The following is an 18,849-nucleotide window of genomic DNA, read 5'->3' on the forward strand; positions in this document are numbered from 1 at the left end:
GGCCCTTGACCCGGCCGGACGGAGAGGCGGCCGCTTGAGAGGGGTCCGGAAGGGCTGAAGACGATGGCGACGTCGAGAGGATGAGCCGCGCTCCAGCCCCGGAGGCCAAGGAGCCCACCCATGACCCTCTCTCCCATCCGCAAGATCTATTTCGGGGTTGCCGATCGCCGGCAGATGTTCCGTCTGTTCGATCGCCACGCCCAGCGCCCGAACCGTTGGCAGAACGACGATGGTGCCCTGTTCGCGGGCGAATGGTTCGAGATCGCCCGGCCCGAACACGATTACATGCTCGATATCCTGCCGCCGCTCTGGATGCGCGGCGAGATGTTCGCCCTGGGCGAATTCCTGACCGGCAGCATCACCAGCGTGTTCTATACGCTGCGCATCAACGGGGTTGACCGCTACTTCCATGCCTATTGCGATCTCGCCCGGCCGGGTTCGCCGGTCGAGATGCGCGACGCCATCGTCGAGCGGGAGTGCCGCCCGGTCAAGGCGATGACCCGCGAGGAGCAGATCGAGCATATCTGGAGCGTCACCGAGGACCGGTATCGCGGCTATGCCGGGCCGAATTTCCGGCCCGAGCATCGGGGCCAGCGCACTGTCATCGTCTATGGCAGGCATGAAAGCAGCTTCGCGCTGCTGGATCATCTGACCGACGCGCAAATCTCGGAAAAGCTCCCGGTTCATCTGCGCCACCTGCCGCTCGCCGAGGCCGCGTGAGGCCGCCATGTTCACGTTCCCGATCATGGCCGTGCGCAAGGTCATCGCGCGCGGGGAAGCGGACGCGGCCGCCAATGGCGGCTTCCGCAATCCCTATTACGGCTTGAAACCCGGCCAGGGCGAAAAGCCCGGCCTGTGGCTCGTTGGCGACGAGGGGGTCTACATCATCTCGAACGGAAAACTCGCCGACGGACAAAAGCCGCTCGTCGTCTATTCCGCCGAATGCCACCCTAAGGGCAATCCGGATTGGTGGGACTACAAGCGCCGGCATTTCGGTGGCGATGACGGCGTCGAATTCATCGATGCCGACCTGCTGATCCCGAGCTTCAACGGGAACTTCGGCGCCACCCATCTGAGGGTGCAGCTCACCGAGCACGACATCTCGTTCGCGCTGATCACCCGCTGATCCCATCCCGAATCTGTCGCGTGCGTCGCGCCACCGGTCATCCGGCGGCGGGCGGGCGTGCATCTCAACACACGGAGAACAACCGATGCCCAAGGACGACCCCTTCACGCTCGATCTTTTTGGCAACACCTCCCTTTCATCCGGTCTCGGTCTTGGCGTCACCGCGTTCGGCACGACGATCGAACCGCTGGAGGATCATGATGATACGCCGGAAGAGCCGGTGCCGGCGGCCTCACAACGCGCCGGCAAGGCCGCCGACAACGAACGCGGCGAGGACTTCCATCTCGCCGGCGATCGCGGTCTGGCCCGCGGCTGGAGACAACGCGCCAAGGACAACATCGCCGCCATCGCGCTCGCCCAGACAATCGAATCCGAAGCCCGCCCAGCGACGGCCAAGGAACAGGCGGCGCTCATCAAGTTCACCGGGTTCGGCGCCTCGGAACTGGCCAATGCGGTGTTCCGGCGTCCGGGCGAAGAGGCGTTTCGCAAGGGTTGGCAGGAGATCGGCGCCGATCTGCAGGATGCCACCACCGAGCAGGAATACGCTTCGCTCGCCCGCTGCACGCAGTATGCGCATTTCACGCCGGAGTTCATCGTACGGGCCATCTGGTCGGGCTTGCTGCGGCTCGGCTGGCGCGGCGGCCGGGTGCTCGAACCCGGCATCGGCACGGGGCTGTTTCCCGCCTTGATGCCTGAGGACCTGCGCCCGGTCAGCCATGTCACCGGTATCGAACTCGACCCGGTCACGGCGCGGATCGCCCGCCTGCTCCGGCCCCGCGCCCGGATCGTCAATGGCGACTTCGCCCGTACGGATCTGCCGGCGCATTTCGATCTGGCGATCGGCAATCCGCCCTTTTCCGATCGCACGGTGCGCTCGGACCGGGCGTATCGCGGCCTCGGTCTGCGGCTGCATGACTATTTCATCGTCAAGGCGATCGACCGGCTGAAGCCCGGCGGGCTTGCGGCTTTCGTCACCTCCAGCGGCACCATGGACAAGGCCGATACAGGTGCCCGGGAGACGATTGCCAGACAGGCCGATCTTGTCGCCGCCGTCCGCCTGCCGGAGCGCAGTTTCTGGGCCGAAGCCGGCACGAACGTGGTGGTCGACATCCTCTATTTCCGGAAGCGCAGGCCAGACGACGATGGCGACATGTCCTGGCTGGAAACAGAAGAGGTCCGGCCTGCAACCGAGGACGAGGGCCCCATCCGCATCAATCGCTGGTTCGCGCAGCATCCGGATCACGTGTTGGGAACACATGCCACGACGTCCGGACCTTACGGCGAGACCTATACCTGCCTGCCGCAGCCTCATGTCGATCTGGAGCACGCGCTTGCCGCCGCCATCCATCTTCTTCCGGAAGCGATCTATGACGGCGAGCCCGAAGCCATCGCTCCAGAAACCGATGCCGGCGATGCCGACCAATTCGACGGGCCCGAAGGGCAGGGGATCCGCGAGGGCAGCTTCTTTGTAGGGAAGAACCAGGCGCTGATGCAGATGCGCGACGGTGAACCCGTCAGCATCACGGTGCGCAAGGGCCGCGCCGCTGACGGCATCTCCGACAAACATGCCAGGATCATCCGCAAGTTGATCCCGATCCGCGACGCCGTGCGCGAGGTCCTGAAGGCCCAGGAGCTTGATCAGCCCTTTAAGCAGCACCAAGTCAGGCTGCGGATCGCATGGTCGAATTTCGTGCGTGCCTTCGGTCCGGTCAATTCCACCTCCGTGTCGGTGAAGGAGGATCCCGAGACCGGCGAAGTCCGCGAAACGCACCGTCGTCCCAATCTCCAGCCCTTCCTCGACGATCCCGATTGCTGGCTCGTCGCCTCTATCGAGGATTACGACCTCGAGACGAACACGGCGCGCCCCGGTCCGATCTTTACCGAGCGCGTGATTGCTCCGCCCTCGGCGCCGGTCATCGCTTCTGCCGCCGATGCGCTGGCCGTGGTGCTCAACGAGCGCGGTCATGTCGATGTCGATCACATTGCCGAGCTCATGCACGCCGATGTGGACACCGTTATCGCCGAGCTGGGCGACGCCGTTTTCCGCGACCCCGAGACCGGGTCCTGGCAGACCGCCGACGCCTATCTCTCGGGCAAGGTGCGCGACAAGCTCAGGGCCGCGGAAGCCGCCGCTGCACTCGATCCGGTGTTTGAACGCAATGTCAGGGCGTTGCGTGATGTCCAGCCGGCCGACCTGAACCCCTCCGATATCACGGCACGTCTCGGTGCCCCGTGGATTCCCGCCGCCGACATTGTCGCCTTCGTCAGGGAGATGATGGGCGCCGAAATCAAGATCCGCCACATGCCGGAGCTCGCCTCTTGGACGGTCGAGGCGCGCCAGCTTGGGGTTTGCGCCGCGGGGACCTCGGAATGGGGCACGGATCGACGGCACGCGGGCGAGCTTCTCGCCGATGCGCTCAACAGCCGGGTGCCGCAGATTTTCGATACCGTGAAGGAAGGCGACAGCGAACGTCGCGTCCTCAATGTGGTCGACACCGAGGCGGCCAAGGAGAAGCTCACAAAGATTAAGACGGCCTTCCAGGCCTGGATCTGGTCCGATCCGGACCGCACCGACCGGCTTGCCCGGGACTACAACGACCGGTTCAACAACATCGCTCCGCGAACGTTCAACGGCGATCACCTTCAGCTTCCGGGCGCCTCGGGCGCCTTTTCTCTTTATGGGCACCAGAAACGCGGCATCTGGCGCATCATCTCGGCGGGTTCGACCTATCTCGCCCACGCCGTCGGCGCCGGCAAGACCATGACCATGGCGGCCGCCATCATGGAGCAGAAGCGGCTCGGGCTGATCGCCAAGGCGATGCTGGTCGTGCCCGGTCATTGCCTCGCCCAGGCGGCGCGCGAGTTCCTGGCGCTCTATCCGACCGCCCGCATCCTCGTTGCCGACGAAACCAACTTCACCAAGGACAAGCGGCATCGCTTCCTCGCTCGGGCCGCCACGGCCAAATGGGACGCGATCATCATCACGCATTCGGCGTTCAGGTTCATCTCCATTCCGTCCGTCTTCGAACAGCAGATGATCCAGGACGAACTGGAGCTTTACGAGGAGCTACTGACCAAGGTCGACGGCGATGACCGTGTGTCGCGCAAACGGCTCGAGCGGCTGAAAGAAGGCCTCAAGGAACGGCTCGAGGCGCTCGCCACGCGGAAGGACGATCTACTGACCATCTCCGAGCTCGGCATCGATCAGATCATCGTCGACGAGGCCCAGGAGTTCCGCAAGCTCTCCTTTGCCACCAACATGTCGAGCTTGAAGGGCGTCGATCCTACGGGCTCACAGCGGGCGTGGGACCTTTACGTCAAGTCCCGCTTCGTTGAAACGAAGAACCCCGGCCGCGCGCTCGTGCTGGCGTCGGGCACCCCGATCACCAACACGCTCGGCGAGATGTTCTCGGTGCAGCGCTCCCTCGGCATTGAGGCGCTGAAGGAGCGTGGCCTGCACGAGTTCGACGCCTGGGCCTCGACCTTCGGCGATGTGACGACCGAACTCGAGCTTCAGCCATCGGGCAAATACAAGCCGGTCACGCGCTTTGCCACATTCGTCAACGTGCCCGAGCTCATCGCGATGTTCCGCTCCTTTGCGGACGTCGTGCTGCCGGAGGATTTGCGGCAATATGTGAAGGTGCCCGCGGTCTCGACCGGCAAGCGGCAGATCAGGACCTCCAAGCCGTCTGCCGCTTTCAAGCGCTATCAGACCGTGCTCGATGCCCGCATCAATGCGATCGAGGAACGGGAGGGACCGGCGCAGCCCGGAGACGACATCCTGCTGTCGGTGATCACCGACGGCCGTCACGCTGCGATCGATCTGCGCCTGATCGATCCCGACAATGGCGACGAGCCCGACAACAAGCTCAACGACCTGATCGGCAACGCCTTCCGCATCTGGTCGGAAACCTCACAGAACACCTATCGCAAGCCCGATGGCGATTGCTTTGAGTTGTCCGGCGCCGCGCAGATGATCTTTTCCGATCTCGGAACGATCAGCGTGGAAAAGAGCAGGGGGTTCTCTGCCTACCGCTGGATCCGGGACGAGCTCGTGCGCAGGGGCGTGCCGGCGTCGGAAATCGCCTTCATGCAGGATTTCAGACGCGCGCAGGCCAAGCAGCGGTTGTTCGGTGACGTCAATGCCGGCAAGGTCCGGTTCCTGATCGGCTCGTCGGAAACCATGGGCACCGGCGTCAACGCCCAGCTGCGCCTCAAGGCCCTGCATCACCTTGACGTGCCGTGGCTGCCCTCGCAGATCGAGCAGCGTGAGGGGCGCATCGGCCGGCAGGGCAATCAGCATGACGAGATCGACATTTTCGCCTATGCCACCGAAGGCTCGCTCGACGCCACCATGTGGCAGAACAACGAACGCAAGGCTCGGTTCATCGCCGCCGCGCTTTCCGGCGACACCTCGATCCGCAGGCTCGAGGACATGGGCGAGAGCCAGGCCAACCAGTTCGCCATGGCCAAGGCGATCGCTTCGGGCGACCCGCGCCTGATGCAGAAAGCCGGGCTCGAGGCCGACATCGCCCGGCTGGAGCATCTGCGCGCCGCCCATTTGGACGATCAGCATGCGGTCCGCCGTCAGATCCGCGAGGCCGAACGCGACATCGAGATCGCGACCCGCCGCATCGCTGACATCGGCATGGACATCGACCGGCGCGTTTCGACAGCGGGGGAGGCCTTCGCCATGACGGTCGCCGACAAATTCTTTTCCGAGCGCAAACCCGCCGGCAGGGCGCTGATGAAGGAGATCCTCACCCTGGTCCAGCTCCAGCAGGAGGGTGATGCCGCGATCGCCTCGATCGGCGGCTTCGATGTCGAATTCTCCGGCGAGCGGGTCGATGGGGACGGATATCGCTACACGACCATGCTGATGCGCACCGGCGCTGAAGACGAGACCGAACTTCCCGTCACGACGACACCGCTCGGCGCTGTCTCCAGGCTCGAGCACGCGCTCTCGGGATTCGAGGATGAGCGGGTTCGCTATCGCCAGCGTCTGGCGGACGCGGAGCGCAGGCTCGCCTCCTACCGCGCTCGCCAGGGCGAGGCCTTCGCCTTTGCGGGAGAGCTTGAAGACAAGCGCCGGCAACTGGCCGAGATTGAAGCCGAGCTCGCGGACACAGCGACAGTGTCCGAACGGGCCGCCGCGTGATGAAACTGCGCGGGCGTTGACCTCAACCGTTCAGCGGCTAATCTTGCAAACTGCCTGAGCACACGACGGAGCCGGGCAGTTTTCATGATCTGCCAAAGGAACCGAAGCAGATCGCAAAGGTCAGAAGTCGGCCAGAGTCTTCGTCAACGAACCGTCGACGGCTGGAATCGACCTCAAGTCGGTGGTTCTGGGTCGGAAGGCCGTGTCGCGAAAGCGGCCGTGATACCATTGCCTGTGTCGGCCATGCGCCTCTACGGCCAGAAGGTCTTCAGGGGCTGGTGGATGAGCCAGCCTCTTCGTTCTTCTTTCGCCGAAACCGCAGCAGGTACTCAAAGAGCGTCGGGCGCGGCTTGGTGCCAAAGTGTTCAGCAATGAAATCCTTCATGCTGTCGTCTCGTGCGAACACGAACTTCCTTGCAGCCCCGGCGATCGATTTATTTAGGCCCGTTACCCATTGTTCAGGGGCGCAAGATTCAATCCTGCGCTGCGTCTCGAGATTATTCACTGCGCAGAATGCTGCCTTCGGACCGATTGGAAGAATGACGTAGGAGTCGCGGGCGGCAAACTCATACCAAGTGATGATGGGCCGATCGCTGGTTAAGAACTCCGCATTCCCTTCTATCCGCCGAATGAACCAGCGCATATTGTTGAGCAACCCACCGATGGGGGCGTGGTCCACTAGGGTGGGGAGAACGGTGATCATCCAACTCCGCATCTCTTCGGGCGAGCGCGTGTCCATAAATTCGGCGAACGTGGGCGGGGCGTCCGAATTCTTCTTCTCTGCATAGGCCGTTTCCAATTCAGGCATGTGACGAGCCCACTCCTCGGCTAGCCCCGTTTCGAGCGTATCGAGATGGTCCGGCATCCGCATCATGAGCGACATGAGGAAGCGGGACCACGCGCTGCGCATCCGTGGATCCCGCCGGATGCGCGGGTCCCCCTGTTCGAGCGCGGTCAGAGCTTCTGCCGCAAGCGAATCCAGCGGCGACATGAACCCTGTCTCCAGAGCCTGCGCACTTTCTGGCACCGCAACCGGGTCCGTATACAGCAATTCTTCTCCGCCGGAGACCTGAGGCGAAACCCACTTCGCAACCAGCCTGTCAGCGTGCGGCTTGCTGAACCGGCGTAGTTTGCCATTTTCGCCCGCCCAACGCGCCTGATAAAACGAGGGCAGATAGTGGTGGTACAGAGGCTGTTCGGTCATCGGCGAAATCCAAATGACGGCAAAGTAGTTGCACCAGAACCTAACTTGCCAGATCTCGAACGTCTAATATCCCAGCGGACCGCCCATAAGCAGACCTTCGGCTCCCCACCCCACCGTGGACGGGCAAGCGCGTGTGGAGAGCGGCGCATCTGACAACCCGCTGCCAACGCCACATAAAAGGGGAGAGGGACGGAGAGGGACCCCTCGCAGAGCGGCCAGGCCGCTGACGGTTTCACCTCAACCGCGCCGCTCGCGATCCCGGCCGCGTCGTCCTGCGCAGGGCTGCCAGCCCTGCTCGCCCTGCCGGGCAGGGATGCTCCGCCGCAGTTGCACCGGCCCGTCCGCTCCGCGGGCCGGGGGATGTCTTCGGGAAGAAGACGAAAGGGACCGGCGTGGTGCCGGATTCCCCAACCCCGAAAGGAGCATCCCGATGGAAATCAAGCTCGTCGATCCGCGCGCGCTCGTCGAAAACCCCGACAAGGCCCGCCGCTCAAAATCCAATCCCCAGGCCGATGCGCTGCTGCTCGCAACGATCAAGGCGGTCGGCATCGTGCAGCCGCCCGTCGTGGCGCCTCAGCGGGGTGGCGGTAACGGCTTTGTCATCCAGGCCGGGCACCGCCGCGTCAAACAGGCGATCGCCGCCGGTCTCGAAGAGATTACGGTCATTGTCGGAGAGGCCGCCGAGGATGGTGGCGCCATGCGTTCGCTCGTCGAAACGCTCGCCCATGAAGGGCTCAATCCGGTCGACCAGTGGCGGGCGATCGAGCGCCTCGTCGCCATTGGCTGGACGGAAGAGGCGATCGCCGTGGCGCTCGCGCTTTCGGTCCGCCAGATCCGAAAGCTGCGGCTGCTCGCCAATGTGCTGCCGGCCATGCTCGATCATATGGCCAAGGGCGACATGCCGAACGAAAGCCAACTCCGCACGATCGCGGCTGCCTCGCTCGAGGAGCAGAAGGAGGTCTGGAAGGCCCACAAGCCCAGCAAGGGCGATCCTCATGTGTCCTGGTGGAGCGTGGCCAACGGCCTTTCCAAGACCCGCATGTATGCGCGCGATGCGAGTTTCGACGACGAGCTCGCTCAGGCCTACGGCATTTCCTGGGTGGAGGACCTGTTCGCGCCCGCCGACGAGGACAGCCGCTACACCACCGACGTCGAAGCCTATCTCGGTGCGCAGCAGGAGTGGATGACGCGGAACCTGCCCAAGAAGGGGGTCATCACCGAGGCCAACACATGGGGCCAGCCGGAGCTGCCCAAGAAGGCCGAACGGGTCTATGGCAAGCCGAAGAAGTCCGATCACTCCGCCATGTATCTCGATCGCGACGGCAAGGTGCAGACCGTTCACTTCCGTATGCCGGAGCCGAAAGCGGCCAAGGGCAAGGGGTCTTCGGGCGACGACGCCGTCGTGATGCCCAAGACGCGGCCCGACGTCACTCGCAAGGGCTTCGAGATGATCGGCGACTTCCGCACCGACGCCCTTCATGAGGCGCTCGGCCGCGCCCCGATCGAGGACGACACGCTGATGGCCTTGCTGGTCCTCGCCTTCGCCGGCCAGAATGTCAGGGTGGACTCCGCCAATGGGGGTGGAGACGATTACTACTATGGCAATCGGCGGATCGCGCGCCACGCGGCGTCGCTCTTCGACGCCGAGGGCAAGCTCACCTTCGACATGGAGACCCTGCGCGTCGCGGTCCGCTCCATGCTGATCGAGGTGCTCTCCTGCCAAGAGAACCGGACCAATAGCGGCATCGTTGCCCGCGCTGCGGGCGAAGTGATCGGCGCCGACGGTTTTTTGCCAAACATGGGCACGGAGGAATTTCTGTCCTGCCTGTCGCGCTCCGCCCTCGAAGCATCGTGCGAAGGCACGTCCGTCCTGCCCCGGCCCCGGGTCAAGGATACGCGGGCGGCGCTGGTCGATGCGTTCAACGAGCAGACTTTCGTTCATCCCTCGGCGTTCTTTGCACCCGACCGCGACGCGCTCGCCGCGTGGCTCGCGTCCAACACGGTCACCGAGGAGAACGAGGAGCCGGACGGCACGGGCGCCGAACCGGTCGACCCGGACCACGACGACAGCGAAGACTTCCGTGAGGCGGCAGAATAGCCCCACCACCCTTCTCTTTCGAATGCCCAATCCGCCGCCGGCCCGCTCCGGCGGCGCTTTCGTTTTCAGCATCCAGAACAGGAGGACGTCATGTCCGCGCAACTGATCTTCGACCACGTGCCGCTGGGCGCGATCATCCGCTACTCCGACGGCTCCCCGCGGCCTCCCGAACGAAATCGGCGCAAGCTGCGGGCCTGGGACAGTCGAAACAACACGGGCCGGCTCGTCAGGAAACAGACCGGCACACGCGTCGGGGAAACCACAATACCGGCCGCGATTACGCTTCATGAGGGCGATTTCGGCAGCAAGGCGGTGATCGTGCTCAAGGTATTCAAGACCTTTTCGGTCGATAGCGACCTCGCCTTCACGGTGGTCGAACGGCCCGCCATCGGCTCCGTCCTCGTGCTCGACCGCCCCGGCGATGAGGCCGAGCTCGTCCATGTCGCGACCAGTCGGCAGGCCGCCGATGAATGGTTGTCGCGGCACGGTTATCCAAATGCCGTGCTTCGTGAGGTGACCGCCGACGAGGCCGCGGCCGACCAGGTCGAGGGGAGGGCGGCATGACCATCTATCTCGTCGCGGTGCACATTCTCATCGATACCACCGGCGCCGATCCTCGTTCGGCCGTCTCCGCAATCCTGGAGAGGCAGCTCGACGGACCCCCTGCATCCATTCTTCCGGCGGGCGCGATTGTCGACTGGGCCGTCGCCGGCGAGGATCTCGCTGCATCCATGACGCCTGCCGTTATTCCGCCGGGCTACACCGCGGGGTCGACACCGTTTCCGGATTGGCATCGGCTAAGAGCGGGAAGGACGCCACGATGATGCGGGTTACCCGCTTGTCACTGCTTTCCCGAATGGAAGCATCCTGCCGGGAAACGCGCGCGCATCTCGACAGGATCGAGCGCCAGATCGCGGCCCGTGCCGAAAGGATGACGGTAACCGCCAAGGCGAAGGCGAGATTGCACCGGAGAGGTGGTTCGCGCTGGACACTGTCGGACGAAGCCCTATTCAGGGCGTATGTCGATCAGCTCGGTTTTGAGCGGCGCGGCGAGATTGATGCCCTGTCTCGCAAACTCTTGCGTCAGGAACGGGCGATCGCCGTCGTCAGGGCAAAGAGCGGCAACGACAATGAGGATCGGCTATCCTCGGCCGTACCCGGCCTGGCGGAGTGACTGGATGCGCGGCCCCGGGCGTCATCGTCATTTCCTTCATGACACGGCCGGGGGGACGCAAACTCCATGCCGGCCCTCCCTTCGGTTCTGGCTTCGGTCCTAAACCGGTGGCCGGAGGCTTCAAGGCCGCTGGCGCGCCGCGGAGCGGCCGTGAGCACCAGCCTCGGCAAACCAGCCCCGCGGGTCGGCGCAAGGGCAATAGGCCCTGCTTGCCCGCAAGGCTGGTCCGCTCGGCTTTGGTCCGCACGGACCCTGAAGCCTCCTCCTTCCGCCGGTTTTTCTGGACCGCGCCCGAAGGGAGGGCCGGCAGGGGTCGGCTCGAGCCTTCGGCCAGACCGTGAAGGAAAGGATCTCACATGACCAGAACCGCTCGTTCCAGCCGTCAATCCAGCAAGGTCGTCCAGCTCCGAAAGGGCGCCTCCCTCGAAATGGTCCGCCTCGCCTGTCCCGACAGCGCCCAGGCATCGCTCATTTCCGAAAGCTTCGGCCTCCCAGTCATCGACAGCGACGGCATCCGCGATCTCCATCGCAAGATCATCATCGACACAGCCGAGTCCTTGAACGAAGGCCTCGGCGAACGGGCCATGCAGATCCATCTTCAGCGGATCGTCGGCTCCTATGTCGGCTCAGCCCACGGCGCCGGTCAGTTCTATTCCCGGTCGGTTTCGGAAGCCCGCGATGCCACGGCCAGAAGCGCCAACGACGCCCGCGACGCGGACCTCGATGGTCCAGTCGGTTTCGACAGCGCCGCCCAGCGCAAGCGCGAATTCGCCGCCGATATGGGCATTCAGGCCCACGCGCTCCGCTGCGCCGCCGAGGGCGTCGTGGCCGCCTACGAAGAGGTCGTCGGCGAAGCCTGGAAGCCCTTCGAGCGCCATGTCGAGAATCCCGGCCAGACCGTCGATCGCAAGGCGGCCGAAATGCAGATGTCCGCTCTTGGCTGAGCGGCTCGGGCGGAGCTCCGGCTCCGCCCGTTGTTTCGTCTCCGACAACTCGGATTGACAGAATGACGTAAAATACCTATTTTACGTGAAACACCGGAGCCAAGAGATGAAACAGTACACCTTCTCCGACATGAACCGCTCCTCGGGCGAAATCCTCGAGACGGCGATGATCGAGCCGGTCGTGCTCACCAAGCACGGCAAGGAAAAGCTCTATGTCCTCTCGGCCCGGGATTATCACCGAATGCGGGGCGAGCCGAGCCCGACAAAGGCCTATTCGCTGCATGATGCGCCGGACGATGTCCACGAGGAGCTCATGTCGGGGATAGACGCCATACTTGAACCTGCCAAGACCGATGTTTGAGCAGGGCGACGTCACAGAGTTCCACTATCTCTGGCACCGCGAAGCACAAAAGGGCGAGGAATCCGGACGGAAGCCTCGCCCCGTCTGCATCGTCATCAAGATACCGGGCAATCCGGATGTCGTTTTTCTCTTTCCCTTAACGTCCAAGCCACCTCTTGCCGGCCAACTCGCCCTGAGCGTGCCCGAAACCGAATGCCGCCGCATAGGACTTGCCGCGCCGTGCTGGATCATCCTCGACGAGTACAATCGCGTCGAAATGGACAAGGACTACGACTTTGTTTCAACCGAGCCCATCGGATCGGTAAGTGCTGCCTTTCTCCGCGAGATTGCCGCGACCATCAAACAGTCGGCCCGAACAGCCGCCATCAAGGCCGTGAAGCGCACATGATCTTTTCAACCGCCACCGTGTCCGCAATCGGACAATTGGATGCCGTCGAGTTTTGTGTAGAAATCAGTCACGCGGTAGTGGTATCCGAAGTTGCGTAGTCGGGTCGGCGAAAGAAGTTGCGCGCCGGCACAATTTTGTTACTCAATCTTCAACCGCTGTTGCTTCCAATGCGTCTCATGCGATCGGGTGGCGCGCGCGTGTCGCGCGATCCTGCTAACGAAGACCTCTGGCGACTGCATGTATGGCTCCAACTTGTGCTCACGCATGAGCACAACAAAGAGCGCACACGACTTTGCTTGGCAGTTCACAGATTTTGCAGGGTTAAACTCGATATCGGTGAAGCCGGCATACTCTACGTCTGAGGTGATGCGCTTCATCAGCCATTCGCGATGAGGAAATACCGCTTGCAGATAGAGCCAATCGTAGAACACGGTCGTCGGGTTCAATGGAAAGTTGATGCTCTCGAAGCCAAATCCAACGAGTGGCCCAGACTCCCTTAATCGAGCATCGCGTTTGGCCTCCCTCGGTTCCACGCGATACAGGTCAATGAACGGTCCACCATTTTCGAAGATCTTGCTGCCTTGGAATGCATTCTCTAGCGGGATGCTGTCATCTTCGAAAGGCACTCGCAGATGAAATGCGCTCAGGTGGCGACCTGCCTTTACATCCGATTTGCTGGAAATCTCTAGAAGGGGAGCGTACCCGGCTCGTTCTGCCGCGCTGTGCAGAGCTCGGATGTTCTTCTGTTTTTGCACGTCAGCGAAGCCGCCCGCCCAAGGAATCTCAAAGTCCACCCGCTTGACGTATCCGTCCTGCTCACTCGTCGGGACAAAGATTGGTCGTTCCGCCATGCTAGACGTTCCTTATCAACGCGAGCGGGATAGCATGGGGGACTAGCACTTCGCACTTCTCGGCCTGCTGGAGGCGCGCCAAAATAGCAGGGTCGTTCCAATCGGTTCGCGTATAGAGAACCTCGAAGTCGATCATTGGTTCAGCGTTGGCTATGGGAATAGGAACGACACCTGCCTTGTTGGCGACATCACTTGTGAACCTTACGCCCGGCCACTGCAAAACCGAAGCATGGATTTGGAGGAAGATCGTGTCTGCGATCCGACCGTCCTGGCGAGCGACATGCTCCATCGGGTGATTGTTGCGAAAACAGAGGTGAACGTCACCGTCCACACCCTTCATCGCATCGGCGTCATGGCTCCAATCGTTCCCGCCTGGCGCAGCGATAGCGGCGCCTTGCTGAGCCAGCATCGAGTATGGATACAGTCCGCCAAGCTGACGGATGGAGTCGAGATTCCGTCTATCAGTAAAATGATGCAGAAGTGGTATTTGCCCAAGTGTCGTGATGGCCATGCCTACCTCCCGCCAACGGTCAGTAGATGTTACGGGATTCTTGGGTTAGTGGCCATGCGTGCACAAGAAGGGCACAATGAGTTGCTTGTGACATCATCGCCTTAATGTCCTTGAGAAATGGCCAAGTCTCAGGGATGCGGAACATTGTGTAGCGTAGCAGGGCGGTGACGAAGATCGTGCACTTCCGACTGCACGAAAAACGTACAACCTTGAACGGTCCAACCCCGCTCGTTAGGGATGGCATCTCTGGTGCGGCCGCGGAACTTCCACGATCAACCAATAGACGGTCCGCTAGCACAGCTGCTGCGGCCGTTGGGCCGACACCAGCACCGTGATCGCCTCCGCTTCTCGGGCCGGTGGAAATGGCGATTGGGAACCCCGGCGAGCTCTATGCCCGCAACCGCGCTGCCGACGCGGAAACTCATCGAAACACACGGCCGCTGCCGACATTAAGATAGATCCGGTCGGAGCCGCCTCCGCAGTAGCTGAAATAGATGCCAGCGCCCTTGTTCGACGACTTCATCCAGCCGCCCCATTCCTCGAAATCCGATGCCCGGCACGTTCCGGAGGCGATGAGTTCGTCCGTGGCCTTCACGAAGGCCTCTCGGTGCAGCCGGAAGTCATCGCTCTGGCCGATGAGCGCCGCTGTCCCGGTCGCCCCCTCGGACGGATCTGCGGGGCGTTGTGCCGTCAGCAGGTCGGAGAGCACCCATTCGGCAAACTGCCCGCCTTCGAACCCATTAGTTGGCGAGCAGTCGGCTTTCCCCGATTCCACATAGGCCGACCGCCCTCCCGAACAGGCGGCGTCGTAGTATTGAGACACCCGGGACCAGCCGTTCCGGGTCTCGAAGACCGTCGCCGACTCCCGATAGAAGAGCATGCCGACGCTGCCGCATTCAGTCGACGGGCAAGTGCGTCGGTGGGCCGAGTCGACGGACGTCCACATCTGCGTCTGCGCCACCGCCGGAACAGAAATCGCGACTGCGGCTATGGCCGATAGCAGTAGAATCTTCCTCATCGGTGTTCCCCCGGTCAATCAAGGAAAGCTATCCCGCGTTGCCAAGTCCGGCAACCGTCATAGTCTCCAACCGTCGGTCTGTCCTTCGCCGGGTCCGTAGGCACACTGTCGCCTGTCTGCCGCAAGCACGAATACGCTCAACTCGGACTCGTTCCCAGGACAGTCCAATCCCGCTCTTCAGGGATGGCATTCCTGGTGCGGCCGCGGAACTTTCACGATCAACCCGTAAAGGGTCCGCTAGCAAAGCTGCGGCCGTTTGGCTGACGCCTGCACGGTGATCGCGCCCGCTTGCCGCACACTGACGGAGCCATCAGAGCGGGAATTGGCCCGCTCCAACGATGGAGCCCTCGGATGTCAAACGATCTTTCCCTTGCCCAGAAACACGCCTGGAGACTCGCCCGCACCCTGATGACCCCGGTGGTCCTCTTCCAGTCCGACGACGCATACGGGGTGCTGCCCGCCGATGAAGTCGAGGAGTCTGAGGTCAACATACTCTTCGAATACGATCCCTACACCGGTGGACACGCGGTCCATTGAACCGCCCTTCAACTCACTGTCCGCAACGGCGGCGCCTGGCGCCGCCGCCCCTTTTTGTTTGGACCGCCCGCGGCCCGTCTCGGTCGGTGGCCTTGGCGGTGCCGGCCGCGCCAGCAACGGCTTGCGCCGTCCTCCCCTTCGGTCCGGCCCTGCGGGTGCAGGCGCGCCCTGAAGCTCCGCCTGAACCGGCCCCGTGACGGGGGCCGCGATCGGCGCGGCCTCCAGATACGGAGGTTGAAATGAGCAGGAAAGAAAAGGGCGCGAAGTCCGATATCTACGCGCGCATCACGGAAAAGATCGTTGCCGATCTGGAGAAGGGCGTGCGGCCATGGGTGAAACCCTGGAGCGCAGGCCATGCCGACGGCCGGATCACCCGGCCGCTGCGCCATACCGGTGAACCATACACCGGCATCAACGTCCTGTTGCTGTGGTCGGAGAGCCTGGCGCGCGGGTTCACCGCGCCGCTCTGGATGACCTATCGGCAGGCGGCTCAGATCGGCGCGCAAGTCCGCAAGGGCGAAACCGGCGCGACGGTGGTCTATGCGAGCCGGTTCACGAAAACCGAGACGGACGCCCAGGGCGAGGAACTGGAGCGCGATATTCCGTTCCTCAAGACGTACACCGTCTTCAATTGCGATCAGATCGACGGGCTTCCCGATCACTATTACCACCGGCCCGCGAAGGTCATCGATCCTGTCGAGCGGATCGAACATGCCGACCGGTTCTTCGCCAACACCGGGGCCGTGGTCCGGCATGGCGGCGCGCGAGCATTCTACGCGCCGGCAAGCGATCACATCCAGATGCCGCCCTTCGAGACGTTCCGGGACGCCGAATCCTACGTCGCCGTGCTCAGTCACGAAACGGTCCATTGGACCTCGAGGCCCGATCGGGTTGGCCGCGATCTGAGCCGCTACGCCAAGGACAAGACCGAGCGCGCGCGCGAAGAGCTCGTGGCCGAGGTCGGCTCGGCGCTGCTTTGCGCGGACCTCGGCATCGTTCCCGAACTCGAACCGCGGCCGGACCATGCGTCCTATGTTGCGAGCTGGTTGCGCGTCCTTTCCGACGACCGAAGGGCAATCTTTCAGGCCGCCGCCCATGCGCAACGGGCCGTGACCTACCTGCACGGTCTGCAGCCCTCCGCCACCGGCACGGGAAAGTTGGAGGCGGCCTGATGCTTTCCTTTTCGAATGCTGCTGCAGAGGGCATCGAGCCCTCCGCCATCCGGCTGCGCGTGCTATCGCTCGGCGCCGGCGTCCAATCGACCACCCTGGCGCTGATGGCCGCCCATGGCGAGATCGGCCCGATGCCCGATTGCGCCATATTCGCCGATACTGGCTGGGAGCCGAAGGCGGTCTATGAGCATCTCGACTGGCTGCGGTCGCCCAACGTTTTGCCGTTCCCCATCCACGTCGTTTCGGCGGGCAACATACGTGATCAGCTCATGGGAGCCGCAAAGGGTAAACGCTGGGCGTCGATTCCGGCGTTCGCCAAAACGGTCACGCGGGCGGGCTCGACCGCGCCGGTGTTCGACGAGGATGCGGCCGGTGCGCTCGTCGAGGTCTCCACACGGCGCACAACACGCGACACGGTTTCCATCGGCATGATCCGGCGTCAATGCACCACGGATTTCAAGATCGTACCGATCCGCCGGAAGGTGAGGGAGCTTGCGGGGCTCGCCCGGAAGCGCTCGCCCGGCCATGCCGTTGTCGAGCAATGGATCGGAATCTCGTGCGATGAGATCATGCGCGTGAAGCCGAGCCGCGAAACCTGGCAGGTCAACCGCTGGCCGTTGATCGAGATGCGCATGAGCCGTCAGGGCTGCCTCGCCTGGCTGCGCCGCCACGATTACCCCGAACCGCCGAAATCGGCCTGCATCGGGTGTTCATTTCACGACAACGCACGCTGGCGCGCCATGCGCGATCATGATCCGGATGCCTGGTTCGATGCCGTCGAGGTCGATCGAGCCATCCGGACGGGTTTGCGTGGCATTCGGGGAGAGGTCTTTCTCCATCGGTCCGCCGTTCCTCTTGACGAAGCCGATCTGTCGACGCTGTCCGACCACGGGCAACTCGACCTGTGGCCGAACGAGTGCGAGGGCATGTGCGGTGTCTAGGCAGCCTTCGATCCTTCCGATTGCCGTCCGGTCGCGAGATATCGTGGGCATCGGGCATCGGGCTTCCAGCGGATGCCAGAAGCGGACTCTATCGAAGCTGGCTGACCAGCGGAGGACGGTAAGGGCGACGGTTAGTTCTTCGACCGACTGGGCACGGCACCGCTCGTCCTGCGCGCGAGAACCAGCGAATGGAGCCCGGTTGCAGGCGTGACAGTCTGCCGTCAAAGTCGCCGGCGTCGAGCGCGCGATTGATCCCGCCGACGGACGTTGCTGAAGCGCAATGGCTCCGGGCCCGGGCGCCATGTCGTGTTCCCCTCATCTCGATGATTTGGAGCTCGCCCAGCGCGTCTCGATGGGGCATGTCTGACCGGGACCGGCTTCGCCTCGCCCGGCCTCTGCAACGCCCGTCCGGAACTTTCTTCCCCTGCGAACGTGAGTTCGCATTCCTCGCGCAAGAAAGTTCCTCCCGGCCGTCCTCCATTTCATTGCGGCCTTTCAGGTGCATGCCGGTCGTTCCCGATCTTTTCGACAGCCATCGAGACCGCGATGGGCGCGGCTCGGAACTTCGAAAGGAACACGACAATGGCTAACATCGGCACCTTCACCACCACCCGCAACGGTTTCACTGGCACGATCAAGACCCTCACGCTGAACGTCAAGGCCCGCTTCGAGCGCGTCGAAAGCCCTTCCGAGAACGGACCGCATTTCCGCATCTTCTCGGGCGCAGTCGAGCTGGGTGCGGCGTGGCAGAAACAGGCCAAGCAGACCGAACGCGACTACCTTTCGGTCAAGCTGGATGACCCGAGCTTTCCGGCTCCCATCTACGCCACCCTGATCGAGGTGGAAGGCCAGGAAGGCGTGCAGCTCATCTGGTCCCGCCCCAACGGCAATCGGGACTGACGAGATCCCCAACGGCCCCGCCGAAAAGGCGGGGCCGTTTTTGGGTCAAACGGTCGCCAGATTAGACCCCAGTCTCCACCTCACTCCCGCCTGCCGCTCAGCGAAAAATGCGGGTCGCGATAGCCCCGGCGCCGCTTCCTGCGTTCGAGCCGCAACATCGCATCGCCGGCCTCGGCGGGCGTGTCGAATGTTTCGATCATCGACTGGCCGCGCGTTCCGATCCGACCCCAGTCCCGCACGAGGGACGCCCCGCCGAACAATGTGGGCTGAACGGAAAGGCTGTAGAACCGCCGCATGTTCTGCGACGGGTCAATGCGGCGAAGATGAACCAAACGGCGATCGTTCATGTGCGGAAGTCTCGCTCCACGCGGAAGCGTCGTCCAACGCATTTCTTGAATCGGTTGGCCCTGATCGATTCACGGGATTGATACGACTTCAAACCCGGGGAAACCGCGGGTGGAGAGAA

Annotated in this window: 19 protein-coding genes; 14 read left to right on the plus strand and 5 right to left on the minus strand. The window is 63.2% G+C overall.

The window, feature by feature from the left end; translation table 11 throughout:
* Window positions 1-120: 120 nt before the first annotated feature.
* The 3 genes from PVE73_RS26965 (at window position 121) to PVE73_RS26975 (ending at window position 6,284) form a co-directional block, all read left to right on the plus strand.
* Window positions 121-720 carry a DUF1419 domain-containing protein gene (locus PVE73_RS26965; protein WP_277367675.1) on the plus strand — a complete coding sequence of 200 codons (600 nt, stop codon included), beginning with the start codon at window positions 121-123 and terminating at the stop codon, window positions 718-720.
* Between the two features lie 7 nt (window positions 721-727).
* Window positions 728-1,126: a DUF3085 domain-containing protein gene (locus PVE73_RS26970; protein ID WP_277367676.1), complete on the plus strand. Its 399-nt coding sequence runs from the start codon at window positions 728-730 to the stop codon at window positions 1,124-1,126.
* 85 nt (window positions 1,127-1,211) lie between these two features.
* Window positions 1,212-6,284 carry an N-6 DNA methylase gene (locus tag PVE73_RS26975; RefSeq protein ID WP_277367677.1) on the plus strand — a complete coding sequence of 1,691 codons (5,073 nt, stop codon included), beginning with the start codon at window positions 1,212-1,214 and terminating at the stop codon, window positions 6,282-6,284.
* Between the two features lie 268 nt (window positions 6,285-6,552).
* On the opposite strand, the gene PVE73_RS26980 is transcribed toward PVE73_RS26975, so the two are convergent.
* On the minus strand, window positions 6,553-7,488 hold the full coding sequence (locus PVE73_RS26980; RefSeq protein WP_277367678.1) for a DUF4238 domain-containing protein: 936 nt from the start codon (window positions 7,486-7,488) through the stop codon (window positions 6,553-6,555).
* A 430-nt stretch (window positions 7,489-7,918) separates the two neighbouring features.
* Here PVE73_RS26980 and PVE73_RS26985 point away from each other — a divergent pair, with 430 nt between their 5' ends.
* From PVE73_RS26985 to PVE73_RS27015, 7 genes are all read left to right on the plus strand, one after another.
* The gene (locus PVE73_RS26985; RefSeq protein WP_277367679.1) at window positions 7,919-9,586 is read left to right on the plus strand and encodes a ParB N-terminal domain-containing protein; all 1,668 of its coding nucleotides are present in this window, start codon (window positions 7,919-7,921) and stop codon (window positions 9,584-9,586) included.
* Window positions 9,587-9,676: 90 nt separating this feature from the next.
* Window positions 9,677-10,150 (plus strand): hypothetical protein, encoded by a 474-nt coding sequence (locus tag PVE73_RS26990; RefSeq protein WP_277367680.1) that lies wholly within the window; start codon window positions 9,677-9,679, stop codon window positions 10,148-10,150.
* Window positions 10,147-10,410, plus strand: a complete 264-nt coding sequence (locus tag PVE73_RS26995; RefSeq protein ID WP_277367681.1) for a hypothetical protein — start codon at window positions 10,147-10,149, stop codon at window positions 10,408-10,410. The genes PVE73_RS26990 and PVE73_RS26995 overlap by 4 nt, the downstream gene beginning before the upstream one ends.
* Window positions 10,407-10,760: a hypothetical protein gene (locus PVE73_RS27000; RefSeq protein ID WP_277367682.1), complete on the plus strand. Its 354-nt coding sequence runs from the start codon at window positions 10,407-10,409 to the stop codon at window positions 10,758-10,760. Before PVE73_RS26995 ends, PVE73_RS27000 begins: the two co-directional genes overlap by 4 nt.
* A 356-nt stretch (window positions 10,761-11,116) precedes the next feature.
* The gene (locus PVE73_RS27005; protein ID WP_277367683.1) at window positions 11,117-11,704 is read left to right on the plus strand and encodes a hypothetical protein; all 588 of its coding nucleotides are present in this window, start codon (window positions 11,117-11,119) and stop codon (window positions 11,702-11,704) included.
* Between the two features lie 106 nt (window positions 11,705-11,810).
* Entirely contained in the window at window positions 11,811-12,065 is a 255-nt protein-coding gene (locus tag PVE73_RS27010; protein WP_065818563.1) for a type II toxin-antitoxin system prevent-host-death family antitoxin, read from the plus strand.
* Window positions 12,058-12,453: a type II toxin-antitoxin system PemK/MazF family toxin gene (locus PVE73_RS27015; RefSeq protein WP_277367684.1), complete on the plus strand. Its 396-nt coding sequence runs from the start codon at window positions 12,058-12,060 to the stop codon at window positions 12,451-12,453. Before PVE73_RS27010 ends, PVE73_RS27015 begins: the two co-directional genes overlap by 8 nt.
* Before the next feature lie 137 nt (window positions 12,454-12,590).
* Here the strand turns inward: PVE73_RS27015 and PVE73_RS27020 are convergent, their stop codons facing one another.
* The 3 genes from PVE73_RS27020 to PVE73_RS27030 all read right to left on the minus strand — a co-directional run bounded on the left by PVE73_RS27020 (window position 12,591) and on the right by PVE73_RS27030 (window position 14,833).
* Window positions 12,591-13,304: a hypothetical protein gene (locus tag PVE73_RS27020; RefSeq protein WP_277367685.1), complete on the minus strand. Its 714-nt coding sequence runs from the start codon at window positions 13,302-13,304 to the stop codon at window positions 12,591-12,593.
* Between the two features lies 1 nt (window position 13,305).
* Window positions 13,306-13,815, minus strand: a complete 510-nt coding sequence (locus PVE73_RS27025; RefSeq protein WP_277367686.1) for a DarT ssDNA thymidine ADP-ribosyltransferase family protein — start codon at window positions 13,813-13,815, stop codon at window positions 13,306-13,308.
* Window positions 13,816-14,236: 421 nt separating this feature from the next.
* Window positions 14,237-14,833 carry a hypothetical protein gene (locus PVE73_RS27030; RefSeq protein WP_277367687.1) on the minus strand — a complete coding sequence of 199 codons (597 nt, stop codon included), beginning with the start codon at window positions 14,831-14,833 and terminating at the stop codon, window positions 14,237-14,239.
* A 351-nt stretch (window positions 14,834-15,184) separates the two neighbouring features.
* Between PVE73_RS27030 and PVE73_RS27035 the strand changes: the two genes are divergently transcribed.
* The 4 genes from PVE73_RS27035 (at window position 15,185) to PVE73_RS27050 (ending at window position 18,383) form a co-directional block, all read left to right on the plus strand.
* Window positions 15,185-15,370 (plus strand): hypothetical protein, encoded by a 186-nt coding sequence (locus PVE73_RS27035; RefSeq protein ID WP_277367688.1) that lies wholly within the window; start codon window positions 15,185-15,187, stop codon window positions 15,368-15,370.
* 239 nt (window positions 15,371-15,609) lie between these two features.
* Window positions 15,610-16,542 carry a zincin-like metallopeptidase domain-containing protein gene (locus PVE73_RS27040; RefSeq protein WP_277367689.1) on the plus strand — a complete coding sequence of 311 codons (933 nt, stop codon included), beginning with the start codon at window positions 15,610-15,612 and terminating at the stop codon, window positions 16,540-16,542.
* Window positions 16,542-17,483, plus strand: a complete 942-nt coding sequence (locus PVE73_RS27045; RefSeq protein ID WP_277367690.1) for a hypothetical protein — start codon at window positions 16,542-16,544, stop codon at window positions 17,481-17,483. Before PVE73_RS27040 ends, PVE73_RS27045 begins: the two co-directional genes overlap by 1 nt.
* Window positions 17,484-18,065: 582 nt before the next feature.
* Window positions 18,066-18,383 (plus strand): DUF736 domain-containing protein, encoded by a 318-nt coding sequence (locus tag PVE73_RS27050; RefSeq protein WP_261522637.1) that lies wholly within the window; start codon window positions 18,066-18,068, stop codon window positions 18,381-18,383.
* 80 nt (window positions 18,384-18,463) lie between these two features.
* Here PVE73_RS27050 and PVE73_RS27055 read toward each other — a convergent pair whose 3' ends face one another.
* On the minus strand, window positions 18,464-18,730 hold the full coding sequence (locus PVE73_RS27055; protein ID WP_277367691.1) for a WGR domain-containing protein: 267 nt from the start codon (window positions 18,728-18,730) through the stop codon (window positions 18,464-18,466).
* Window positions 18,731-18,849 lie beyond the last annotated feature (119 nt).

This window comes from Chelativorans sp. AA-79, assembly GCF_029457495.1.
Taxonomy (GTDB): Bacteria; Pseudomonadota; Alphaproteobacteria; order Rhizobiales; family Rhizobiaceae; genus Chelativorans.